The organism is Lewinella sp. LCG006, from assembly GCF_040784935.1.
Classification (GTDB): domain Bacteria; phylum Bacteroidota; class Bacteroidia; order Chitinophagales; family Saprospiraceae; genus Lewinella.
Window position 1 is genome coordinate 6,184,770 of sequence record NZ_CP160680.1, and the last position, 20,876, is coordinate 6,205,645.

Sequence of the window (20,876 nt, forward strand, 5' to 3'; positions counted from 1 at the left end):
ACTTAACCCTTACACCCTTACACTTTTCCAACTTTTACACCTTAACATGGCTCAAAAGTAATGGGGAGACGAATGTCCGCGTGTGCGGTAAATCACAAGCAGGGGTGACTTTTGTCACCGCTCTCTTTTTCGTGCTTAGGCTACTTTTGCCCACAGCAAAACAATCCTTATTATGGGTCTTCAACTCTTAGACAAATACAATATTCCTGCGCCACGCTATACCAGCTACCCAACGGTGCCCAACTGGACGGAACCAGGGCCTGCACCAAAAGACTGGTTAAATAGTGTACGGGTAGCTTATCAAGAGCAGGGTGTGGTCAACCTATACATTCACCTCCCCTACTGTGAGCAGCTTTGTACGTATTGCGGTTGTAATAAACGAATCACCAAAAACCACGCGGTGGAACGCCCTTACCTGGATAGTGTGCTGGAAGAATGGAGCATGTACGTGACGGCATTAGGAGAAAAACCCGTCATTCAGGAATTACACCTCGGAGGGGGTACGCCTACCTTTTTTGCTCCGGAAAATCTCGATTATCTGCTACGGGGTATTTTTGCGAAAGCCCGTATTGCCAAAGACCATCGTTTCAGTTTTGAAGCGCACCCGAACAGTACTACCAAAGCGCATTTGGAAACCTTACATCAGCATGGTTTTGACCGCATCAGTATTGGCGTCCAGGATTTTGGGCAGGATATCATGACCTTGATTAACCGCCGACAATCTACCGAAGAGATTTACCGCGTGGTAGCGGACAGCCGAGAGATAGGATATACCTCGATTAATTTTGACCTGATTTTTGGCTTGCCGCGGCAGTCTATCCAACATATTCTTACCAATATTGAACACCTCCAGAGGTTGAGACCGGAGCGGATCGCATTCTACAGCTACGCCCACGTGCCCTGGAAAAGCCCGAGCCAACGCGCTTACGACGAGCATGACCTTCCACGCGGCGCGGCCAAGCGGGAGCTTTACGAAACGGGAAAACGTTTTCTTTTGGAGATGGGCTACGAAGAAATTGGCTTTGATCACTTTGCCCTGCCGGGAGATGAATTGCTGACTGCTTTTCAGGAACAGCGCTTGCACCGGAATTTCATGGGCTATACGGCGCACGATACCCGGCTGAATATTGCTTTGGGAGTGTCGGGCATCAGCGACAGCTGGTCGGCATACGCCCAAAATGAAAAGAAAATCGAGACTTATCAGGCTCGCATTGCGGCGGGAGAATTGCCCATCATCAAGGGGTATTTGCTGAAAGAAGAGGAGCAAATTATCCGTCGCCACATTCTTAATATCATGTGTACGGAGACCAGTTCCTGGTCGGATCAGGCACTGCAATGCCAAGACTTATACCGTGGTATCGAAAGACTAACAGAAATGATCGCAGACGGACTGCTGACCATTGACCACCAAACACTGAAGGTTACACCCGCCGGGCGCCCTTATCTACGCAACATCTGCCTGGCTTTTGACCAACATTACTGGAAACAAGCAGTAGGCAAAGGGCAGTTTAGTGAGGTGGTTTGATTTTTTCACTACATAGACACCTAATAATAGAGAAATCAAGTGTCTATGTAGTGAAAAATCCTCTTACTCCACCTTCACCAATTCCCCATTCTGATCCTGAACGATGAAGGCACCGTTCCAGCCAGCTGTACGTGCACGTTGGCGGATAGCACGCGCATCGGCCAGGGTGGCAATGTTACTTACCAACATGAGCGTCAAATTACTCTTCTGCCGAGTGGTGATTGCACCCAGGGTTTCAGCTTTGCTGCGATCAAAATACTCGGGCTTGGAGTAAGCTCCCAATTGTACCATGTAAGCCCCTGTTGAAGCGACAGGAGGATTAGGGTTGGTCACTGGGCTTGGTGTAGTTCCTGTATTTCCAGCAGTTGTACTGCCAGCTTCCGTAACGATGAAAGCATCATTGTACCCGCGTCCTTTGACATTACGCAAGGCTTGCTCCGCTTGCTCGCGGGAGGTAAAGACTCCCAGGCGGACTTTGTAGCGGCTGCCATCTTGTACGGCGTACACTTGTCCCAGATTGCTCAAGTCGCCGAAGCGGCTCAGGTCGGCCTTGCTCAGTGCTGCCAATTGAATCGCATAACCAGGTTGTACGGTGGTTCCGGTGCCACCACCACCGGGCGTGACGGGTGTAACGGGGTTAGGCGTGACGGGTGTAGTACCGTTATTCGAACTGGAGGTACCAGGCTGCATACCTATTACCCCCAGTACGCTACGGTTGCGGCCATCCTCCACGGGTAAACCGAAGAGAATATCCTGGTAGCCCGGGTTGGTGATCAAATAATCATAAGTAGTATACGGAACCATAGCGATATAGTAATCGCCATTGATATCGGTTGTGGTTTCCGACTGGCTGCCTGTGGTACGATTGGTGACTTTTACTTTTACGCCCTGCAAAGGAATCCGGGTAGCGTAATCTACTACTTTTCCGACGTACGTTTCGTTGATTTTGGTCAGGTTGACAATCACTTCTTTTTGCTCTCCTTGACCTGTTGTTGCTAGCGGCACCATGGCACTCACATAGCCATCTTTGCGAATGACCAGGTTGCAGTTCAAGCCCTGCATGGCCTGAAAAGTATAGAGCCCTTCGGTACCCGCCTGGTAAGCCCCTTCGCCACATTCAACAAAATCAACGACAGCATTCGCCACGGGCGAACCATCAGCGGCATTTTTAATGACCAAAGTGATATTGTCTGCTGAGCGAGTTACACGATATACATCTTCATTACCACTCCCCCCAGTACGGTTACTTACTACGTAGCCGAGGTTGCGCGTGTCATCAAAGCTGTAGCTGTAATCATCTCGTGGTGAGTTGATGGCTGCTCCCATGTGGAAAATCTGTGTCCATCGACCATTTTCCGGCTGCGACCGGAAGACATCGAATCCACCGAGTCCGTGGTGCCAATCCGAGGAGAAGTACAGGTTCACCCCATCGAAGAAAGGTGTCATTTCATTACCCGGAGAGTTGACTACTGGGCCAAGGTTCTCTGGTGTACTCCAGGAGTTGCCCACCAGGTAAGAGACGTAAATATCGTATCCACCAAACCCGTCTGGACGATCAGAAGCAAAATAGATGCCGCGTCCATCAGGCGTGTAAGTCGCAAAGCCCGTTGAGTATTCTGATCCATTGAAAGGAAAAGGCTTTACATTGTTCCACTCTCCACTAGAGGTAACATTGGCCTGAAACAAGGCCAGCTGCATTCCACTTGAAGGAATCTGACGTGTTCCATCAATAAAATTATTACGGGTAAAGATCACCTTGGTACCATCGGGTGAGTAAGAAACCGGGCCTGGATTACCGCCGTCTACAGTGTACCCATTTCTCAACAGGTAAGGAATAGCAAGGAAACGATCTTGTCCAATCGTCGCCACCAGCAAGCTATTTCCAGCAGCACCAGAAAAAGTTCCCGGAGCGGTAAGGTCTGTCCGCGCAGAGTTGAATACTACCTGGTCATTCCCGACAAGGCTGGGCCCAAAATCGGAGGAGGGGGTATTGAGCAATTCAGGAATCACCGTAAACCCGGAGGTGGCGGTAATTTGCTGTTTGGCAAAATCACAGCTTTGACTGTATTGTTGCCCCACCATTTGATTGACATCGCGGGCGTAGGTATCGTACCATTGTTTGGCTTCATCATAACGCCCCAAAGCGCGAAGCACGTGGCCAAACTCCAGAAAATGCTGCTTATTAACATCACGCTGACGGACGGCCTGTGCATAATAACGGGCCGCTTCTTCCATCATATTCAAATGACGATAGCTGTCGGCAATTTTCCCTAATGCTTCGGGATCATCCGGCCGTTTCTCAAGGGCGGAAAGATAAGACTGAACGGCAAGATTGTAAGCATTGATGTCATACTGCTTATTCGCCGTTTTCATAGCCGTACGAAACTGGGCAGCTACGGGTGTAGTGCACACAAAAAACAGGGCAACTAAAAGCGCAATTGGATAAAGTCTCATAGAAAATCGATAGTTTAGGTAATAGGCTATTCATATTGAACTAGACCTGAGAGCAGTAAAAGCAACTTGTGCAATTACCTAAACACAGCTTTGAGACTAATCATACCGTCCAAAACCTGCGCTTAAGCAGCTCCTAGCGGTAAATGTAGTGTTCAATTTCGTTATTTACAAACAGATAACCTATGTGAAAATTAACTTCCTCTAATTAGACTGCCCAATTTCCTGTTCCAAAACCCTAAATTCGGTCCGACGATTCATTTGGTGGGCCTCCTCACTGCATTCCACCCCGTCCTTACATTCATTAACCAAGCGGCTCTCTCCATAACCTTTGGCTATAAGTCGATCACGGGCAATCCCTTTTTCATGTAAAAAGGCCACAATGGCATTCGCCCGCCGCTGAGAAAGTCGCTGATTGAAGGAAGCCGTACCCTGGGCATCGGTATGAGAGGCGACCTCTACGACAATAGTTGGATTATTGACCAACAACCAATACAAGCGATTGAGCTCGCTGATTGCTTCCGGGCGCACACTGGCACGGCCAAGGTCATAGTAGACATTCAAGAGGTAAGGAATAGAGCTGTTGTTGTCTTCATAAACACTACTGCCAAACTGAAATTCGTTTTGCTCATTATTGGACACCGAAACTTCTTGCGGCCGATCAGCGCGCAAACGGTAAGGCAGTAATGTGACCTCAATCGCCTCCGGCCAATTTTTACTACAAAATGGCGTACCAAAAGTATTGGTAAAATAGCCGTCCCCCAGCGCACTCAATTGATAACAGCAGTCCTCTTTGGTATTAAAGAAAAAATTGCCGTTTCCATCTGCCGTCAGGTTGATGTTGACGGAGCAATCTGTACTCACCAAACGCACTTCAGCAAAAGGCACCGGGGCCCCATCCAGTTGATCGATAATTTTCCCGGTCAACACTTTTTCACCTTCTCCAAAAACGGGAAGCGCAGCTGTAGATCTAGGGGTAAGTTTCCAGGATATGGATATTTTTTGTGCACCTTCTGCTAGCGAAGCACAAATTTCGCGGTGATCTTTTTGATAGTTTTCATCCTGAAGCTGGACATACAGGCAATCCTCAGGCTCCAGGTAAGTCACCCAACGGCCATCCTCATCAGAAAACTGCATATATTCCTCTCCCCGCAGGGCAAAAGGGATACTTTCGTGAACAAGGCTGTCCGATTCCGATAAAAATTGCAGCTCTAGCAAGATTTTACGCGACTGGAAAGCATAGATGTCATCGCTGCCTACCCCATTTTTTCGGTTAGAGGTAAAAAATCCGTAACTGCCATCCTCTTTCATGATCAGGGCAAAATCATCAGCGCTGGAATTGATTGGGGCTCCTGGATTATCGGGTTCTCCCCACTCTCCACCACCAAGATCTTCCACCCGAAAAATGTCTAATCCCCCAAGGCCCAGCTGGCCATTACTGGCAAAATACAATACCTCATCGGTGTGATAATAAGGGTAGAGTTCATCCCCTTCCGTATTCACTTGCGGCCCTAAATTGATGGGAGAGCTCCAACCAAGCCCTATGCGGTCGCAGTAGTAAATGTCTTTGCCTCCAAACCCTCCTGGGCGATCCGACGCAAAAAACAGTCGATCACCATCAGGCGATAATGCCGGATGGGCTGTGCTGTAATTGACACTATTGATAGACAGAGGCACGGGGCTCGACCAGGTGTTATCAGCCCCTTGGCGGGAAACCATGATCTCCAAGCGGCGGATAGGAATCTTTTCGGAAACAATCTGTCCTTGATTGCGGGTAAAGTACACCGCTTTAAAATCGGGGCTAAAACTCACGATGGCCTCGTTCAAACCACTGTTGAGTATTTCCGAGAAGCCAATGACCGGTTCGTAAGTGAGGTTTAATCCTTGCGGACGATCTTCCGCTAAAGGACGGGTAAAATACAGATCGTAAAAAGCATCCTTTCGCTTTTCTGTACTCCGAACCGCACCAAAGACGATACCGTCCTGAAAAAAGGCTGGTGCCAAATCACTTAATGGCCCATTGAAATTAGGGAGAGAGACTTCTACCTGCTCCAGGTTACTGTTTGTCAGCTCTTGGTAGTAACTACATACATCTTGTAAGCGATTGGCCCGCTGATCGTTTGGTCTTCTTCGTAAAAACTCCTGAAAGGCCGACTGAGCAGCAACGCATTCGCCCATCTGAAAAAGTACCTGACCGTAAGCAAAGTAAAGAAAAGGATCGGCTTCTGTCGACTCCAATGCTTTGGCGTACCAACTGGCTGATTCCGAAAGCATATCCATTTTGTGATAAGCCTCGGCCAAACCCGCCAAAGCAATCAGATTGCTTTCGTCTTTGCGGACAATCTTGTCAAACACGGCAATCGCTTCTTCGTAGCGGAACGCTTCCATGAAGAGCGCAGCCTTGTGCAACTTAGCCTGCTGTGCAGGTAAGCTACCGATACAAAACAGTATGCTTACTATGACCAGTAATGGCCGTGCCGTTTGTTTTCTCATAGAAACTTAGTGACGGATCAAAAATAACTTATTCCATTCCTGCCTGCGTACCGCAGGTAGGCAGGTTTGATTCGCTAAAATTTTCTAAGCAAGCAACTAAAAGGAGCTTGCGTGAAAATATTCGCGAATCTTTGGAAAAAATGGAATCTGTTATTTCCGTCAAATTACTAGGTGAATAGTGCAATCACTACGCAATTGCAAAAAACTTTCGCGAAAACCGGCTTTTGAAGTGGAGTTGGTGTGTAGTCGCTTGCTGGCTCTTGGATACGAAAAGTAGCGAAGAATGTTACAAATATAAACCGATCTTATATTTGTTTGGGCAATCTCTCTTTGTTTTTTGGAAAACATTTGGAGATTTTGTTTAAAAAAGCACCAGAATTTTCCAGGTTTTGTTGATTTTGTGGACGCTCATTTGAGTAGAAAGTAGTACAAAAATTAGTTGATGACTAAAATTGCCGTTTTCCCGGGCTCCTTCGACCCCATCACCACTGGACATTTTGATATCGTCCAGCGAGCTATGCCTCTTTTTGATAAGATTGTCATCGCAATTGGGGTCAATTCTCAAAAAAAATACCTCTTCTCTCTTGAACAACGAGTGGCTTGGTTGGAAGAAGTTTTTGCGGATTACCCCAAAGTCGAAGTAGCTACTTTTGATGGTTTAACCGCCCATTATTGCAATAAAATTGGTGCCGACTTCCTCCTCCGTGGCCTGCGCAACGCTTCTGACTTTGACTACGAAAAGACCATCTCTCAGCTCAACAACATTGTTGGGCAAGGCATTGAAACCGTCTTTTTCATCAGCCAGCCAGCATTCTCGCACATCAGTTCTACCATCGTCCGAGAAATCATCAAGGGTGGCGGTGATGCTCGTCCGTTTTTACCTCCAGGTGTAGCTATCAAGCTTACTTAATCAGTTTAGCTTGCACTTTTCTTTTTCTCATCTGTTTTGTAGCGAACCGTACAAAATTTATCAAGAGGTGAGTAAAAATTTAGATTTTGCTTTTCGCTTACTTACCTTTACTCGTAGCTCGTAAAAACCCAAAGCGACTCCTTCTTCAAAGTCGGAAGTAGGGTGTAAGGGTTGGAAAAGTGTAAAAGTGTAAGGGTTGGAAAAGTGGAAGGATTAGTACCCTAACTTGCAACCATCAACAATCAACCACCTCAAACCAATAAACCAAGCCCCATGCAAAAGATTTTAGTTGCTAACCGTGGAGAAATTGCCTTAAGAGTCATGCGTTCAGCCCGCAAAATGGGTATCGCTACCGTAGCGGTTTATTCAGAGGCCGACCGTACCTCTCCACACGTGCAGTTTGCCGACGAAGCGGTTTGCCTGGGGCCTCCCCCTTCCAATCAGTCTTACCTTTTGGGAGATAAGATCATAGAGGAGGCACTGAAATTGGGTGTTGATGGTATTCACCCCGGTTATGGCTTTCTCAGTGAAAACTCCAAGTTTGCGCAAGCCGTAGAAAAAGCGGGGATCACCTTTATCGGTCCTAAGTCGCACGCCATCGAAGTGATGGGCGACAAGCTGGCAGCCAAAGACACCGTCAAGGATTTTGATGTACCCATGGTTCCTGGTGTCGATCACGCCATTACCGATGTAGCGGAAGCTAAAAAGGTAGCTGTAGAGATTGGCTTCCCGATCCTGATCAAGGCCTCGGCTGGTGGGGGTGGCAAGGGAATGCGGATGGTTGAAAACGTTGAAGAATTTGAAGAACAGATGGATCGTGCGGTTAGCGAAGCGCTTTCGGCTTTTGGCGACGGTGCGGTCTTCATTGAGAAATTTGTGACTTCACCACGCCACATTGAAATCCAGGTTTTGGCCGATAGCCACGGAAATGTAGTCCACCTTTTCGAGCGGGAATGCAGCATTCAGCGGCGTCACCAGAAGGTAGTGGAAGAAGCGCCTTCAAGTGTTCTCAGTCCGGAACTACGGGCACGCATGGGCGCCGCGGCGGTTCAGGTCGCCAAATCTTGTGATTACCTGGGCGCAGGTACCGTAGAGTTTTTGATCGACGACAAGCACAACTTCTATTTCCTGGAGATGAACACCCGCCTTCAGGTCGAGCACCCCGTGTCTGAGTTGATTTCCGGCGTTGACCTGGTAGAAATGCAAATTCGGATCGCACGCGGCGAGGCCCTCCCTTTTACCCAAGAAGATCTAAAGATCACGGGACATGCACTAGAGTTGCGCGTGTACGCCGAAGACCCGCTGAACAACTTCCTCCCCAGCGTAGGTAAGCTACACCGCTACCGTCCGCCATCAGGCGAGGGTATCCGCGTGGATGATGGCTTCACCGAAGGCATGAGCATCCCCATTTACTACGACCCCATGCTGGCCAAACTGATCACTTACGGTGAAACCCGCGAAGCCGCTATACGCATGATGATCGCCGCTATCGAAGACTACGAAATTGAAGGCGTGGCCACCACCCTTCCGTTCGGGAAATTTGTCTGCCAGCACGAAGCCTTCCGCTCAGGCAACTTCGACACCAATTTTGTCAAGAAATACTACCAACCAGCAATGCTGGAAGAAGCTATGCAGGAAGAAGCACGCGTAGCTGCCGCTCTCAGCAAAGCCCTCTGGCTGGAACAGCACAGTCAACTAGAAATGCCCAGCACGGGTGCTACGGATTGGTGGGAGCAGCGGCGGTAGGAAGGTTGGGGCAAGAATGGTAGTAAACAACGTAGCTAGCGACGAGTCTGTAGAAATACACGCAAAACAGAATTATATGAATACTCTGACGTAGGCACAACCAACGCCGAAATAGGGGTAGTTGATATTAGATTATTCTTGTCTTATCTTGATTAATTTCATCCAGAAAAACAATTTGGGTGTCCTTAATTATCTATCTCTTCTTCAAGGTAAACGGAAAATTTGCCATTGGACCAAATTTGATTTGAGCGAGTCCCTCCTAACCCAAAAGTTACAATCATTTTACTCCTCAAATCTATTTCATAAAAACCATGATTTGAGGTCTTTTCCATGTAATAAGAGCGACCAGTTTTAGAAACATCACCGTCAGGTATTACACTGTTCTTTTCTGAAGAAATTATTACGTCTTCAATTGCAATTCTGTGTTTACCCCCCATTAATCTTGTTGAAAATTCTTCTCTATCTCTTAACAAGATTAATTCAAACCTGTCAAGCCATAATTTAATGATCAATTCTTGTGAAGAATAGCTTTTGTCTCTTCTCTTTATTGTAAGTGTGGTAGTGAAATTTTGCTTTTCTTTATTCTTTCTAAATAGTTCTACTTTGTTGTTCAGATCATAGTAATCTTGTAAAACACTTAATAATTCGGAGAAGATTTCCCTGTGTCCATTACCTTGATAATTTTCTGTATAAACATTGATACCAAGTTTTTTAGATTTCCTCTTTATTCTATCAATCTCTCTTTTATGCTTTATTTGCAGAGGTAAAGAATTTAGAGCATTCACAAGCTTTGAAAGATTCATACTACTAAGAATATCTTCAAAGCTATCATCTGATTCATGTAACTTCATTCTATTTTTTTATGTAAAAGTCAAAGCAACTATAGTCAACATTTACAAATCAATTGCCAACCTCAGTTAAAAAATCCGATGATCGAAAGTTACCTGAGCCGTTTTTCCACTTGCAATATTAAAGTCCCTCTACCCTTTACTCCTAGTGGTGATGGAATCGCCACATATCCCTTTACTGCGCTTGCAATCAGAATCGCCTCTACATCTTCACCACCCACTGTACCCAATACCGCCCGGCCTGTTCCTCCCAAATACGGAGGGCATAACGGCCGGAGGGCAGCGTACCCAAGTCGATTTCAAAACTACGATCGGTAAAGTCCAGCTGGAAGGACTGTATCAATTGCCCCAAGGGGTTGAAGAGCTCCAAGGTCGGAGTAGCAGAGCGTTGTTCTCCGGTGTAGACAATCCGCAAAGCTCCGCTGGTGGGGTTAGGATAGACCTGAAAAAGGTTAGAGAAATTTGCGGACTTATCGCTCACGCCCGTCAGAAGGAAAGTGGCCGTACTGGTACAGCCTTCACTATCGGTGAGCATCACCTCATAGAAGGCCGACGCCAGGCCATTGATGGTCATGGTGGTGTCGCTATTCGACCAGAGGTAGCTGTAGGGTGGGACACCACCTTCCACCAGTGCCGTCAAGCTATCTGCCCCCAAGGGCTCATTCAGAATCATCACTTCCAGTGGAGGTGGTGATGTAATATCAAAGAGTAACTGGCGGACACAGCCATTAGAATCGGTAAGACTCAGCTGGTACTCGGCGGGGATTAAGTTCTCCAAAACCGGCCCCTGAAGCGTAGGGACGAGGATGCCATTGCGCCGCCAACGATAGCTATAGGGCTCGTCTCCTCCCGTAGCGATTGAGGTGATGGAGCCATCATTGAAACCAAAGCAGGAGACATCTTCCGATGTTCCATCCAGAAGTAGTTCCGTCAAGGGCTGACGTACGCGCAGACCTGGGAAAATAGCTCTACAGGTGTCGCTATCCGTGACGGTGAGGGTGTAGATGCCGGCGGCCAATCCCATGATGTCTTCTGTCTGTGCATTGTTTGACCATTCGTAACTAAATGGCGGCACTCCCCCACTGACTTCTACATTGATAGCGCCATTGGTCCCTCCCCTGCAAGTCACCGAATTAATTAAAGTATCCGATAAAATAATCAAATCATTGATAGATACAACATTAGAATCTCGATAAATGGCCGTACAACCTTTCGTATCAGTCACCAACAGCTCATAAAAACCAGCTTGGGCAAAACGATGATCTTCTTGTGTACTGACCGTAGTACCTTCCTCATTGGTCCACAAATAGCTGTACGGGCCCGTTCCGCCTTCTACCGACACGTAAATACTGCCATCAGCACCGCCAAAGCAGTTGACGACTGAAAAGCTATCGCGTTCAATGGAAATAGGTGTAGGTTGTTGCCCGGGAACGTTGCCTGATTGCACTTCACAGCCAGTTGCAATATCAGTGACGGTGACGCTGTAATAATTATCAAAACTCAGGCCACTTACGCTCACTACATTGCTATCGCTGTGCGCAATGTAAGTAGGTGTGAAATGATAACGCAGCATCTCAGAGCCACCACTGGTGTAGGCCGTCAATTGGGCATCGTTGCCTTGAAAGCAACTCACTTGCTGCACAACAAAGCTATCCAACACCAGCGGCTCCACCCGATCTCTGACTTTGATCGTCCCAAAAATGCTAACACAACCATTGCCGTCGGTGATGGTTAGAAAATAATCCCCCGGTTCAGGGTTGACAATACTTGGGCTATCGGAACGATCAGACCAATTATAATCATAAGGTTGACTTCCACCAAGCACCTGGCTGGACAATACATCAATAGCCTCAGGATCACACACGTTGCCCAACTCAAGACTTGCTCCTACCATCAAGGCCGGTGGGTCGCTCAGACTAAGCACCGTATCCAGCTCACAACCACGGGCATCGGTCACGGACAGTAGGTAGTCTCCGGCACTTAAATTAGCAATGCTGTTGGTCGTATTACCGGTTCCTAACCAATTATAATTATAAGGAGCTGTACCACCACTGGCCGCCGTCTCCAGGAAGCCATTATCATCTCCAGTGCAGGCGATACCCACGCTGTCTACAACGGCCAAGGTTAAAGGCGCTGGATAGGCGAGCTGGAAGGTATCAGAAACGAAACGACAGCCCAAGGCATCCGTCACGCTGAACTGGTAATTGCCTGGCCCCAAGAACATCTGATCGACGTGATTGGTGTTGTTAAAAGCCCAGAAAAACTGAAAAGGAGGTTGCCCTTGTTCAATGAGGGTTTGATCGATAATCCCATCATTCACCCCAAAACAGGAGGGTTGAATAACCGTTGAATTGATGGTAAATACCTGATCTGCCGTCAAACTAAACGTCGTATCTGCTATACATCCGCGGTCATCTGTAACCGTCAGGGAATAATCACCTACAGGGAGATTGTTTAGCGTCGCCGTAGAAGCGCCATTTGACCAATTATAAAGATGGGGCATTTGCCCACCAGCATTGACTTGAATGGTGCCATTGCTCAAGCCCACACAGGCAGGTGAGGTAAGTACAGCGTTGAGCGTAAGATCAGATGCAGGATCGAGGACGATAGACAAGGTATCACTCAAGCACGCATTAGCATCCTGCACAACCACCTCGTATGCGCCAACGGGAAGATTTTCTCTTGCAGGATTTGTCGTCATTAGGCCATCGCTCCAAAGGTATTGATAGGGTGCTTGACCACCCACGACGGCCAGCGTCAGGCTCCCCGTTTCATCGCCCCGACAAACGGGCTGTTCCATGCTTTGCAAACTTAAACTAAGGGGATCAGGTTCTGAGATAGCTACAGCCATAGAGGTGGTACAGCCTTGAAAATCGGTCATCGTTACCGAATAAGTGCCTACGGTCAATCCTATCCGTAAGGGAGAAGTGCTGCCGTTGGCCCAAAGGAATTGATAGGGCGACGTGCCTCCTTCTCCAGACAATATCACCAATCCGTCATTAAGCCCCGGGCAAGAAACATGTTCCAGACTATCCATCGTTATCGCTACGGGTGCAGGCCCTAAAAGTTCAATACTATCCAGCAATACACAACCTTTGCTATCGGTAACCGTCACGAGATAATTCCCAAGCCCAAGGTTGATCCGTTGAGGAATAATGAAGCCATTGTCCCAGAGATAGGTGTAATTAGCAGTCCCTCCGTAAGCACTTATCTGCAAATTTCCATCCGTAGCATCCGCACAAGAAGGGCTCGTAGCTATGACCGATAATTGCAGGCTATCCGGTGCTTCTAAAAGGTAAGACTCTACGGTGGTACATTCGCCATTGGAGATCGTCACACTGTACTCACCAGCGGCGAGATTACTCGCGCAAGGCGTATCCTGCCCATCCGACCAATTGTACGTAATCGTCCCGCTTCCGGTAACATCTAAACAGATTTCACCATCGTCAAATCCAGCACAAGTGGGCGCGGTCAGGCTGGTTTCTGCCAATTGAAAACCAGGTCCTTGAATCCTCAAATTCCGGAGCAAAACCTCGCAGCCATCAGCAGAATTGTCGGTGATCGTTACCCGGTAAGCATTTTGAGGCAGGTTGATGATTTTTATACTGTCCATTACATTCATTCCACTTCCGCTGCCACCTGTTTCGTCTTCCCATTGGTAGGAAAAAGGAGGCAATCCATTCAATGGAACAATCGTGATGCTTCCATCAGCCCCTTCACAAGTCGATACGGGGGTGGTAAAAGCGCGCAGCGAATCAATGCTATTGGTTGTGCGTAATAGCAAAGTATCCATGACAAAACACCCTGCAGCATCCGTCACCCTCAGAGGATAAGTCTCCAAAGTACCGGCAATCGTGGCAGCCATTACTGGAAGATTCGGCGTTGTACGGCCATTTTCCCACAAGAAAGTATAAGGTGCTTCTCCTCCAGTAACGGTCGCAAAAACAGTATCTCTTTGTTGCAGACAAAGCGAAAAAGAGTCGGCTGGAGAAAAATTGATCTGAGGTGCTTCCCTTAATGATAATGTTACCTGACCTTCATCGGTACAGTTGTCCTGACTCGTGAGCAAGTACGTATAGGTAGTCGTTTCTGCGATGGAGACCACCGTAGAAGGCAACTCATTTCCTCCATTTGCAGGACTCGCCGAGTGAAAACTAAGCGTAGCCCCTGTGAATCTATTGTCTACAATATCGGCGCTTGCTAAGTCAAAAGCTTCGCCTGGGCAAGTTGCGGGTTGGTTAACGACCTCTCCTTCTGGCACTGGCAATACCGTTACTGTTGCCTCGCCAAGCACTGGGGTAGTACACACAAAGTTGGTTACCTCGGCGTAATAGGTATAGACTTGAGGGAAGGCCGTGGTATTAGCTGGTAAAACAGGGCGATATTCATTCCCCACCCATACAAAGCCTTCACTGCGATCGGGTGTTTCGTACCAAAGCACTTGAAAATCAGGGTCAGCAAGGGCGGATATCGTAGGAAGAACGCCAGAACACACCGTATCACTAATCACCGCTGGCACTGGCAAAATACTGTCATCATCCACCATACCGGCATTACAATTCTCATCTATGCCATTGCAGGGGATTTCCGGGGCACCGGGATAAGCATCTGGGTTGTTGTCATTACAATCGAGGTTATTGAAAGCATAGCCTGCTGGAGCTTCATCAAGACAACTGTAAATGGGGATCCCCTCTTTACCATAACCATCAGCATCAGCATCCACATAGAGGAGATTAGACGGAAAATCCAGCACCTGGCTCCCGTGAATCTGAATTTGATCTATCGCAATATCTCCAAATATGCCATTCCCTTTCGTGGCCTCCAAGCGTAATTGCAGATTTGTACCATCAGGATAGTCAGCAAGGCTTACATAGGCGCGTTGCCAGGAAGTATCCTGCTTGCCAGACAAATGCCACAGTTCGGTCCAGGAAAACCCACCATCATCAGATGCAGACATTCGTAAAGTGCCAATGTTGATCCCAGACATGTGATAACTAAAGGAAACATGGCAGCTATCTGATCCCATCTTATCTAATATCAAGCAGGGGCTTTGCAAATAGGCTACTCCACCAGCTGGGCACTGTGTACCATTGGCTTCGATGTAGAGGTACTTACCACCACCCGTAATATCATCGTTTGGCCCAGTACCGAGTGTAGGTGTAGCACCGGAAAAAGATAACCAATCGAAATTATCGCCAGGCACATTCCTCCAACTGCTATTAAGCGAGCAAACACTGCCACATAAAGGTGCGCAATTCGTGGTTCCGTCAAATGTTTCTACCGCAGTAACAGGTGCAGGATTACAGCCTGTTTGAAAAGCACTTACACAGGAATTGTCGGAAAATGCTGCACCTCCATCACAGGAACGCCGCAAGTAAATATCGTAATCGGTATCTTCTGCAAGCCCCGTCAAGGTAAAGGGTGGACAAGCTACTGTAAAGACCTGCCCCTGGCCAGGGTTTTCATCTGTCCCGGGAATGAAGCCGGGAGGACCAACTTCAACAATGGCCGGCCCACATAGTGATGTCGGCTGATAAGTAAAAGTGGCACTCGTCGTGTCTTGGCTCAATAAAATAACATCTTGAATAGGAAGGCAAGACAAAGGAGCAAATACAAGTTCTACATACTGCAATACCCCCGTATCATCATCAAGGTCATCGCAGATCAGCAGCTCCCAAGTGCCATTGGGGTTGGTGGTCAGGTCATTGAAGGCGTAAAAATCCTGCATTGCCCGGTACGGGCCATCTACGAAAGGAGCTTCTCCTTGTTTGATGGAAGAACAGGCCCCTAGACGTAGGACCATAGCTCCCGTACAGGCGACCAGGCTGGTATCTCCAAAATTATCGCCGTTTCCACCAATATTTCCAAACAATTGCACCACTTGCCCGCTTGGAGAACGCAAAGCAAAATTCATGTCACTGACCCAGGTATGCTCTACCAATAATCTGATTTCTTGCAAAAACACATCCACCCCTAATAGGGTACCAGGTGCATTGACGACCTCTATTTCAAAAACATCAGGATTATAAAAATTCACATTTTCCGGGCAATTGAAGTCCGTAAGTGGAATATTGAGGCCGCAATTGCTCGGATTGCTAAGCACCGCAGTAGGTTGAGCACCTAAGGTATGGAAGGTACTGATGAGGATAAGCAGCCAACAGATGCTGCGAAAAAAAAGTGCGGCAGGGAAGAAGTTGCTTTTGGGTACGATCATAGGACGTTAGGGAGTATTTGACAAAATTATAATTTTTACAGGTACTTCTGTGGTTTTGTTAGCGTCATTAGCTTACATTTCTGCACTTTTGTTATTAGACTAGTTTATCCGCGAACATTCTTACCTCATGACTTTAAGAAATTTCACTTTATTGCTGCTAACAAGTGTCATTTTTGGGTGTAGTGCTCCTCAACAACCCATTTTCAAAAGCTTTAGCAATATCAAGTCCTCCAATGTTTCCTCCAAAAATATTACGATCACGGCCAATGCTTTGTTTCACAACCCAAATGCTATGGGTGGCGAAGTGACTGCAACGGATATTGAGGTCATAATCAATGATGTCGCTGCTGGTAAAATCAACCAGGATCTAGCCATTCCTGTGCCCGCTGGCGCGGAATTTAGCATACCGCTCACGGTCACCGTCTCTCCCAAAGATATCTATGAAAATGACCGCAATGGAGCTTTGGGTGGAATAATCAATGCCGTACTCAATAAAAAAGTGGATGTCCATTACAAGGGTACCGTCAAGATGAAAATTGCGGGATTTCCTTATACCCTGGATGTGGATTACGAAGAGGAAGTTCGCTTATAGCTCGTTGCCGCTGGTTTGCTGGTTTGCAAAGGCATTGATGTTTTCCAGGGTTGTATCTGCGATATTGCCCAAGGCCGTATCGGTTAGAAAAGCCTGGTGAGCGGTGATTAAGACATTGGGAAAAGTCATCAAACGAGCGATGGTATCGTCTTGAAGAATATCACCAGAATGATCTTCAAAAAACAAGCCATCCTCCTCTTCGTAGACATCCATCCCGAAGGTGCCAATGTGCCGCGATTTAAGTCCATGAATTACCGCTTTGGTGTCCACCAATGCCCCCCGACTGGTATTGATCAGCATCACTCCTGGTTTCATCACGGCGATGGTCTGTTCATTAATCAGATAGCGGGTATGTTCATTGAGGGGAACCTGCAGACTAATGATGTCGGATTGGCGACACAAGTTCTCTACAGAAGTATATTCAACCTGGTATTTTGATTTCAAATCCTGCTGTTCTTCCAGGTCCATGGCTAAAATTTGGCAACCGAAACCGTGGAGGATTTTGATCAAAATTTGGCCAATTTTTCCAGTGCCAATTACGCCCACTGTTTTGCCATTCATGTCAAAACCCGTGAGGCCATTGAGCGAAAAATTCATGTCGCGTACCCGTTGATTGGCCCGGATCAGTTTCCGGTTGAGCGCCAGCATCAAGGCTACAGTATGTTCAGCAATCGCGTAAGGAGAATAGGCCGGTACCCGAGCTACTTTCATTCCTAAGGCTTTAGCTTTTTCCAGATCAACGTGATTGAAACCGGCAGAACGGAGTGCCAGATACCGCACTCCTTGTTGGTGAAGCAAGTCCAAGACTTCGGCAGAAGCATCATCATTCGTAAAAATACTAACTACCCCACAATCATGCGCCAGGATGGCCGTATGAGTAGAAAGGGAACTTTCAATGTATTTCAATTCGTGCTTTCCCGCATTTGCTGCATCAAGAAAAGTGCGTTCAAATTCGTGGAAACTAAAGACAGCTACTTTCATTAGGATTTGGGATGAGTATGGGTCCACCAAGACTTGAGTGCTTTGCGGTCTACCTTATGCTCCCCAGCGTAGGGAACCGGCTGAAAAGACAATTTGCTTTCAAGCAGAATTTGGTCCATCAACAGCTTTCTTTCAGGGCTGATGAAGGGGTCCTCGTCCCCGTAAGCGAAATACAATTTCTTGGTTTTGAAATATTCCAGGTGGGGCGCATAGTCGAGATCTTCCGGCAGTTGTCCAGCCCAAAGCATGAGATAATCAAACTTAGGAAAAGAGCTCATGATCCAGCGGACAAGGGTCGCCGTTCCCTGACTGAAACCAAGCAGAATGATTTCAACATCAGGATGGCATTTGGACACGTAATGTGCATACAGCTGATCCAGCATATTACAAAAATCGGCAATTTCATCAAGTCGATCTTCACGGGTCATCCATGAAGCCACTACTGGTCCGTCGAAGCCTCCCCAATAAAACCGAGAAAGCCCTTCTGGTGCAATCACCAACGTTTCATCGTCCATGATCCCCGTAAAACGGTTGACAAAGGTCTTCGCCAGTTGGCCATAGCCGTGGGTTACCAGCCATAGTTTTTTTACCTGAGGGCCCGGTTCTCCCAAGGTCGCATAATGTGCTGTGCGGGTGACAGGAAACGCGTGTAAGCTTGCCTTCATAAATTACACCTCCATGTTTTTCACCATCATTGCCGACCAATTTGCACCCAAATCCGGATGAAGATCTAGTACCTCATCACGGCCCAGGGTATACCAAACCGTATCAACATCCAAAGGTGTGTAGGCCAAGACCAAATCGGTAAGCACATTGTAAGCACCACGGGTTCGGCCTTGAGAAAGTCCTTCGTAGAGCGGTGAGGCAAAGGCCGAACAATCGATCAATTGCTCATCAGAATTCAGATAGCTGGAACCAGCAATCACCTGACATCCCTGGCTGTAGTTGCTAATGCCCGATCCCGTCCAGTGAATATTGATGGTGTTGTTCGGTCCCTGGATGCCAAATTTGATATCCTCCTCGTCGAAATCATCATCACCGTCTTTGTCGCGAAACACCATCACGCCAGCACCCGAGTAAGGTTTTAGTGCTTTGTACACCTTCTTGATGTCGCCAATTTTATGCCAGGCCATACGGTATTTGTGCTGCCCTTCCACCAAATAAGCTTCATCGGTTCGGGCTCCCTTTGGGCGAGGATCGGTAGAACCATAAAACTTAAAGACCAGCCCACGGATCAACAAAAGGAAGAGATCATCATTGCCGCGCGTAAAATCTCTTTGCTCCTGGTTGCGGCGAATACCGACCAGGTGCACATCCTCTGGCTTCCACTGCCAGTCATCGACTTTGAGGGTATCTCCCGTAATTTGACGTTCGCTAACGGCTTTGACAACGGGGTGAGGCTGGGCCTGATAATGAGCCTTTGCTTTATGCAGAAGATCCATCCACATCTGGTATTCTTGCGTTGGTGGAGGGTTCTCGCCGCGCCACCAGTGACACACCTTCCCTTCCTGGTCCCAACGATGAGCGTGAAATCGCGTTTTACCACCTACGATACCATCAGGAACCCCAATTTCTTCAATGCCTTCAATGGTACGAACATATTCCTGAAACAGCCGAGTACCCGCCAAGGTCACATAACCAAAAATGCCGTTTTCCTGGTGAAAAGGCAAAAAACCTGCCCTCCTCAAAAAGGCTTGCCAACTACTGACATAGTCCGTCTTACCTGTGGTCACAAAAGCATTCCAATCACTGGTAGCCTCATCTCTGAAATGGGTACGCGCCATAGAGAAAGACTGAATAAAATCTTTGTGATAACGCTCGAAGAATTTTTTAGTGTCGGCAGGTTTCGCTCCTTCATCTACCGCTCCGAGGCGTATCGACTTGAGCTTTTCTGTACCGGCAACATCGGCTGCAAAAATTGGCATAGGCATGGGTTTTGTCCAAAAGTAAGGAATAGCCTCGGATTTACGGATTTCTTTTTTCAGGATAATCTCGGTCAAAGAAAATTGTTGGCGGGATACTTGTTAGATAAAAGAAAAAATTCTACATTTGGCCCACTCAAAAAAGGGACATTAACTCAGTTGGTTCAGAGTGCCACGTCGACAACGTGGAAGTCAGCAGTTCGAGTCTGCTATGTCCCACACAAGCCACGAAAATCAGGAAGCTGTTTTTTGTGGCTTTTTTTATTGATCGCTTTCATGCTTATCAATTATTCTAACTTCTTCGCCTCCTCAAACTTCTAACCGTCATCAAGCAAAATGCCAAGCTATGCTCGTACTTCAAAGTCTCATAATCCAATCCTAGCATCCGAATATTATCGTAGTACATTTTGCGATTAACATAGTAATTCTTTTCTAGTTCTACAGCGCTTGCCTTTTCTCCCAACTTCTCTTGTAAAAACCATTTTTCCACTAACCTCGCTGTTCTTCCATTTCCATCCTGCAATGGGTGAACTTTCACAAAAACGAGATGAATCATTGCGGCAAAGTAAAAAACCTCAACTGAAGAGAGGTCTCTACTAAGTAGAGTTTGGATATCTCTGAATAATTTTGCTGACTCAATGTGAACTTTATCAGGGGATGCTGCTACATATTCAATTCTATCATCCTCATTGATAACAAACATCGGATTATTTCTAATTCGCCCCCTTTGATTTTTTGGAAGTAAGTTTTTACTCATAATGCTATGAGCCTTCATCACATTCTCCTCTGTCAGTGCGTTACTTTGGGCAAATTCGTAAGCTTCAAATAGATCATCAGCTTTCTTGGTGTAATCTGGTTGATACTTGACTTTCAGGAATTTATGCTTAAAGTAACTATCGTAGTCAATAGTATCCCCCTCTATCTTTGATGAATAGACAGTAGAAACAGAATTATAAAATTGGAAATAATCCACAGGAAGAACCTCCTCAAGTTTTTCTTCTAAAACCTTAACTGGTTCGAAATCAACTTGTTTCAAAAAATCATCTAGTACAATCTCAGGGACAATTTCTAGCATTAGCATTATTTAGTTGCATGGCCAATGTACTACTTTATCAACGCTGAACCAAGTGATGTTACCCCAAAACAAATCCCACTCCGTCCTACACCTTTACTCTCCATTAATCCGATCTCGCT

12 protein-coding genes and 1 tRNA gene are annotated in these 20,876 nt (G+C 46.9%); 5 read left to right on the plus strand and 8 right to left on the minus strand.

Going from position 1 to position 20,876, the window contains the following annotated elements; translation table 11 throughout:
* The first annotated feature begins 172 nt into the window (after positions 1-172).
* Positions 173-1,525 carry an oxygen-independent coproporphyrinogen III oxidase gene (hemN, locus tag AB0L18_RS22445; RefSeq protein WP_367389566.1) on the plus strand — a complete coding sequence of 451 codons (1,353 nt, stop codon included), beginning with the start codon at positions 173-175 and terminating at the stop codon, positions 1,523-1,525.
* A 63-nt stretch (positions 1,526-1,588) separates the two neighbouring features.
* Here the strand turns inward: hemN and AB0L18_RS22450 are convergent, their stop codons facing one another.
* Together AB0L18_RS22450 and AB0L18_RS22455 are read right to left on the minus strand one after the other, a co-directional pair.
* Entirely contained in the window at positions 1,589-3,979 is a 2,391-nt protein-coding gene (locus tag AB0L18_RS22450; RefSeq protein ID WP_367389567.1) for a carboxypeptidase regulatory-like domain-containing protein, read from the minus strand.
* A 201-nt stretch (positions 3,980-4,180) separates the two neighbouring features.
* Positions 4,181-6,469, minus strand: a complete 2,289-nt coding sequence (locus AB0L18_RS22455) for an OmpA family protein (RefSeq protein ID WP_367389568.1) — start codon at positions 6,467-6,469, stop codon at positions 4,181-4,183.
* Between the two features lie 442 nt (positions 6,470-6,911).
* Between AB0L18_RS22455 and coaD the strand changes: the two genes are divergently transcribed.
* Both coaD and accC read left to right on the plus strand, forming a co-directional pair.
* Complete coding sequence (coaD, locus tag AB0L18_RS22460) at positions 6,912-7,379, plus strand: pantetheine-phosphate adenylyltransferase (protein WP_367389569.1); 468 nt, start codon at positions 6,912-6,914, stop codon at positions 7,377-7,379.
* A 273-nt stretch (positions 7,380-7,652) separates the two neighbouring features.
* Entirely contained in the window at positions 7,653-9,125 is a 1,473-nt protein-coding gene (gene accC, locus AB0L18_RS22465; protein WP_367389570.1) for an acetyl-CoA carboxylase biotin carboxylase subunit, read from the plus strand.
* Positions 9,126-9,310: 185 nt separating this feature from the next.
* On the opposite strand, the gene AB0L18_RS22470 is transcribed toward accC, so the two are convergent.
* Positions 9,311-9,976: a hypothetical protein gene (locus tag AB0L18_RS22470; RefSeq protein WP_367389571.1), complete on the minus strand. Its 666-nt coding sequence runs from the start codon at positions 9,974-9,976 to the stop codon at positions 9,311-9,313.
* Between the two features lie 199 nt (positions 9,977-10,175).
* On the minus strand, positions 10,176-16,187 hold the full coding sequence (locus AB0L18_RS22475) for a T9SS type A sorting domain-containing protein (RefSeq protein ID WP_367389572.1): 6,012 nt from the start codon (positions 16,185-16,187) through the stop codon (positions 10,176-10,178).
* 127 nt (positions 16,188-16,314) lie between these two features.
* Between AB0L18_RS22475 and AB0L18_RS22480 the strand changes: the two genes are divergently transcribed.
* On the plus strand, positions 16,315-16,779 hold the full coding sequence (locus AB0L18_RS22480) for a hypothetical protein (protein WP_367389573.1): 465 nt from the start codon (positions 16,315-16,317) through the stop codon (positions 16,777-16,779).
* Here AB0L18_RS22480 and AB0L18_RS22485 read toward each other — a convergent pair.
* From AB0L18_RS22485 to AB0L18_RS22495, 3 genes are read right to left on the minus strand one after another with little or no spacing between them, the layout of a single operon-like run.
* On the minus strand, positions 16,774-17,760 hold the full coding sequence (locus AB0L18_RS22485) for a 2-hydroxyacid dehydrogenase (protein ID WP_367389574.1): 987 nt from the start codon (positions 17,758-17,760) through the stop codon (positions 16,774-16,776). The two genes, AB0L18_RS22480 and AB0L18_RS22485, sit on opposite strands and share 6 nt — an antisense overlap.
* Positions 17,760-18,425, minus strand: coding sequence for an alpha/beta hydrolase (locus AB0L18_RS22490; RefSeq protein ID WP_367389575.1), 666 nt, complete (start codon positions 18,423-18,425; stop codon positions 17,760-17,762). Before AB0L18_RS22490 ends, AB0L18_RS22485 begins: the two co-directional genes overlap by 1 nt.
* Positions 18,426-18,428: 3 nt before the next feature.
* Positions 18,429-19,685 (minus strand): peptidoglycan-binding protein, encoded by a 1,257-nt coding sequence (locus tag AB0L18_RS22495; RefSeq protein WP_367389576.1) that lies wholly within the window; start codon positions 19,683-19,685, stop codon positions 18,429-18,431.
* 141 nt (positions 19,686-19,826) lie between these two features.
* Between AB0L18_RS22495 and AB0L18_RS22500 the strand changes: the two genes are divergently transcribed.
* Positions 19,827-19,901 (plus strand) — tRNA-Val (locus AB0L18_RS22500).
* Between the two features lie 73 nt (positions 19,902-19,974).
* On the opposite strand, the gene AB0L18_RS22505 is transcribed toward AB0L18_RS22500, so the two are convergent.
* Positions 19,975-20,757 carry a Fic family protein gene (locus AB0L18_RS22505; protein ID WP_367389577.1) on the minus strand — a complete coding sequence of 261 codons (783 nt, stop codon included), beginning with the start codon at positions 20,755-20,757 and terminating at the stop codon, positions 19,975-19,977.
* Positions 20,758-20,876 lie beyond the last annotated feature (119 nt).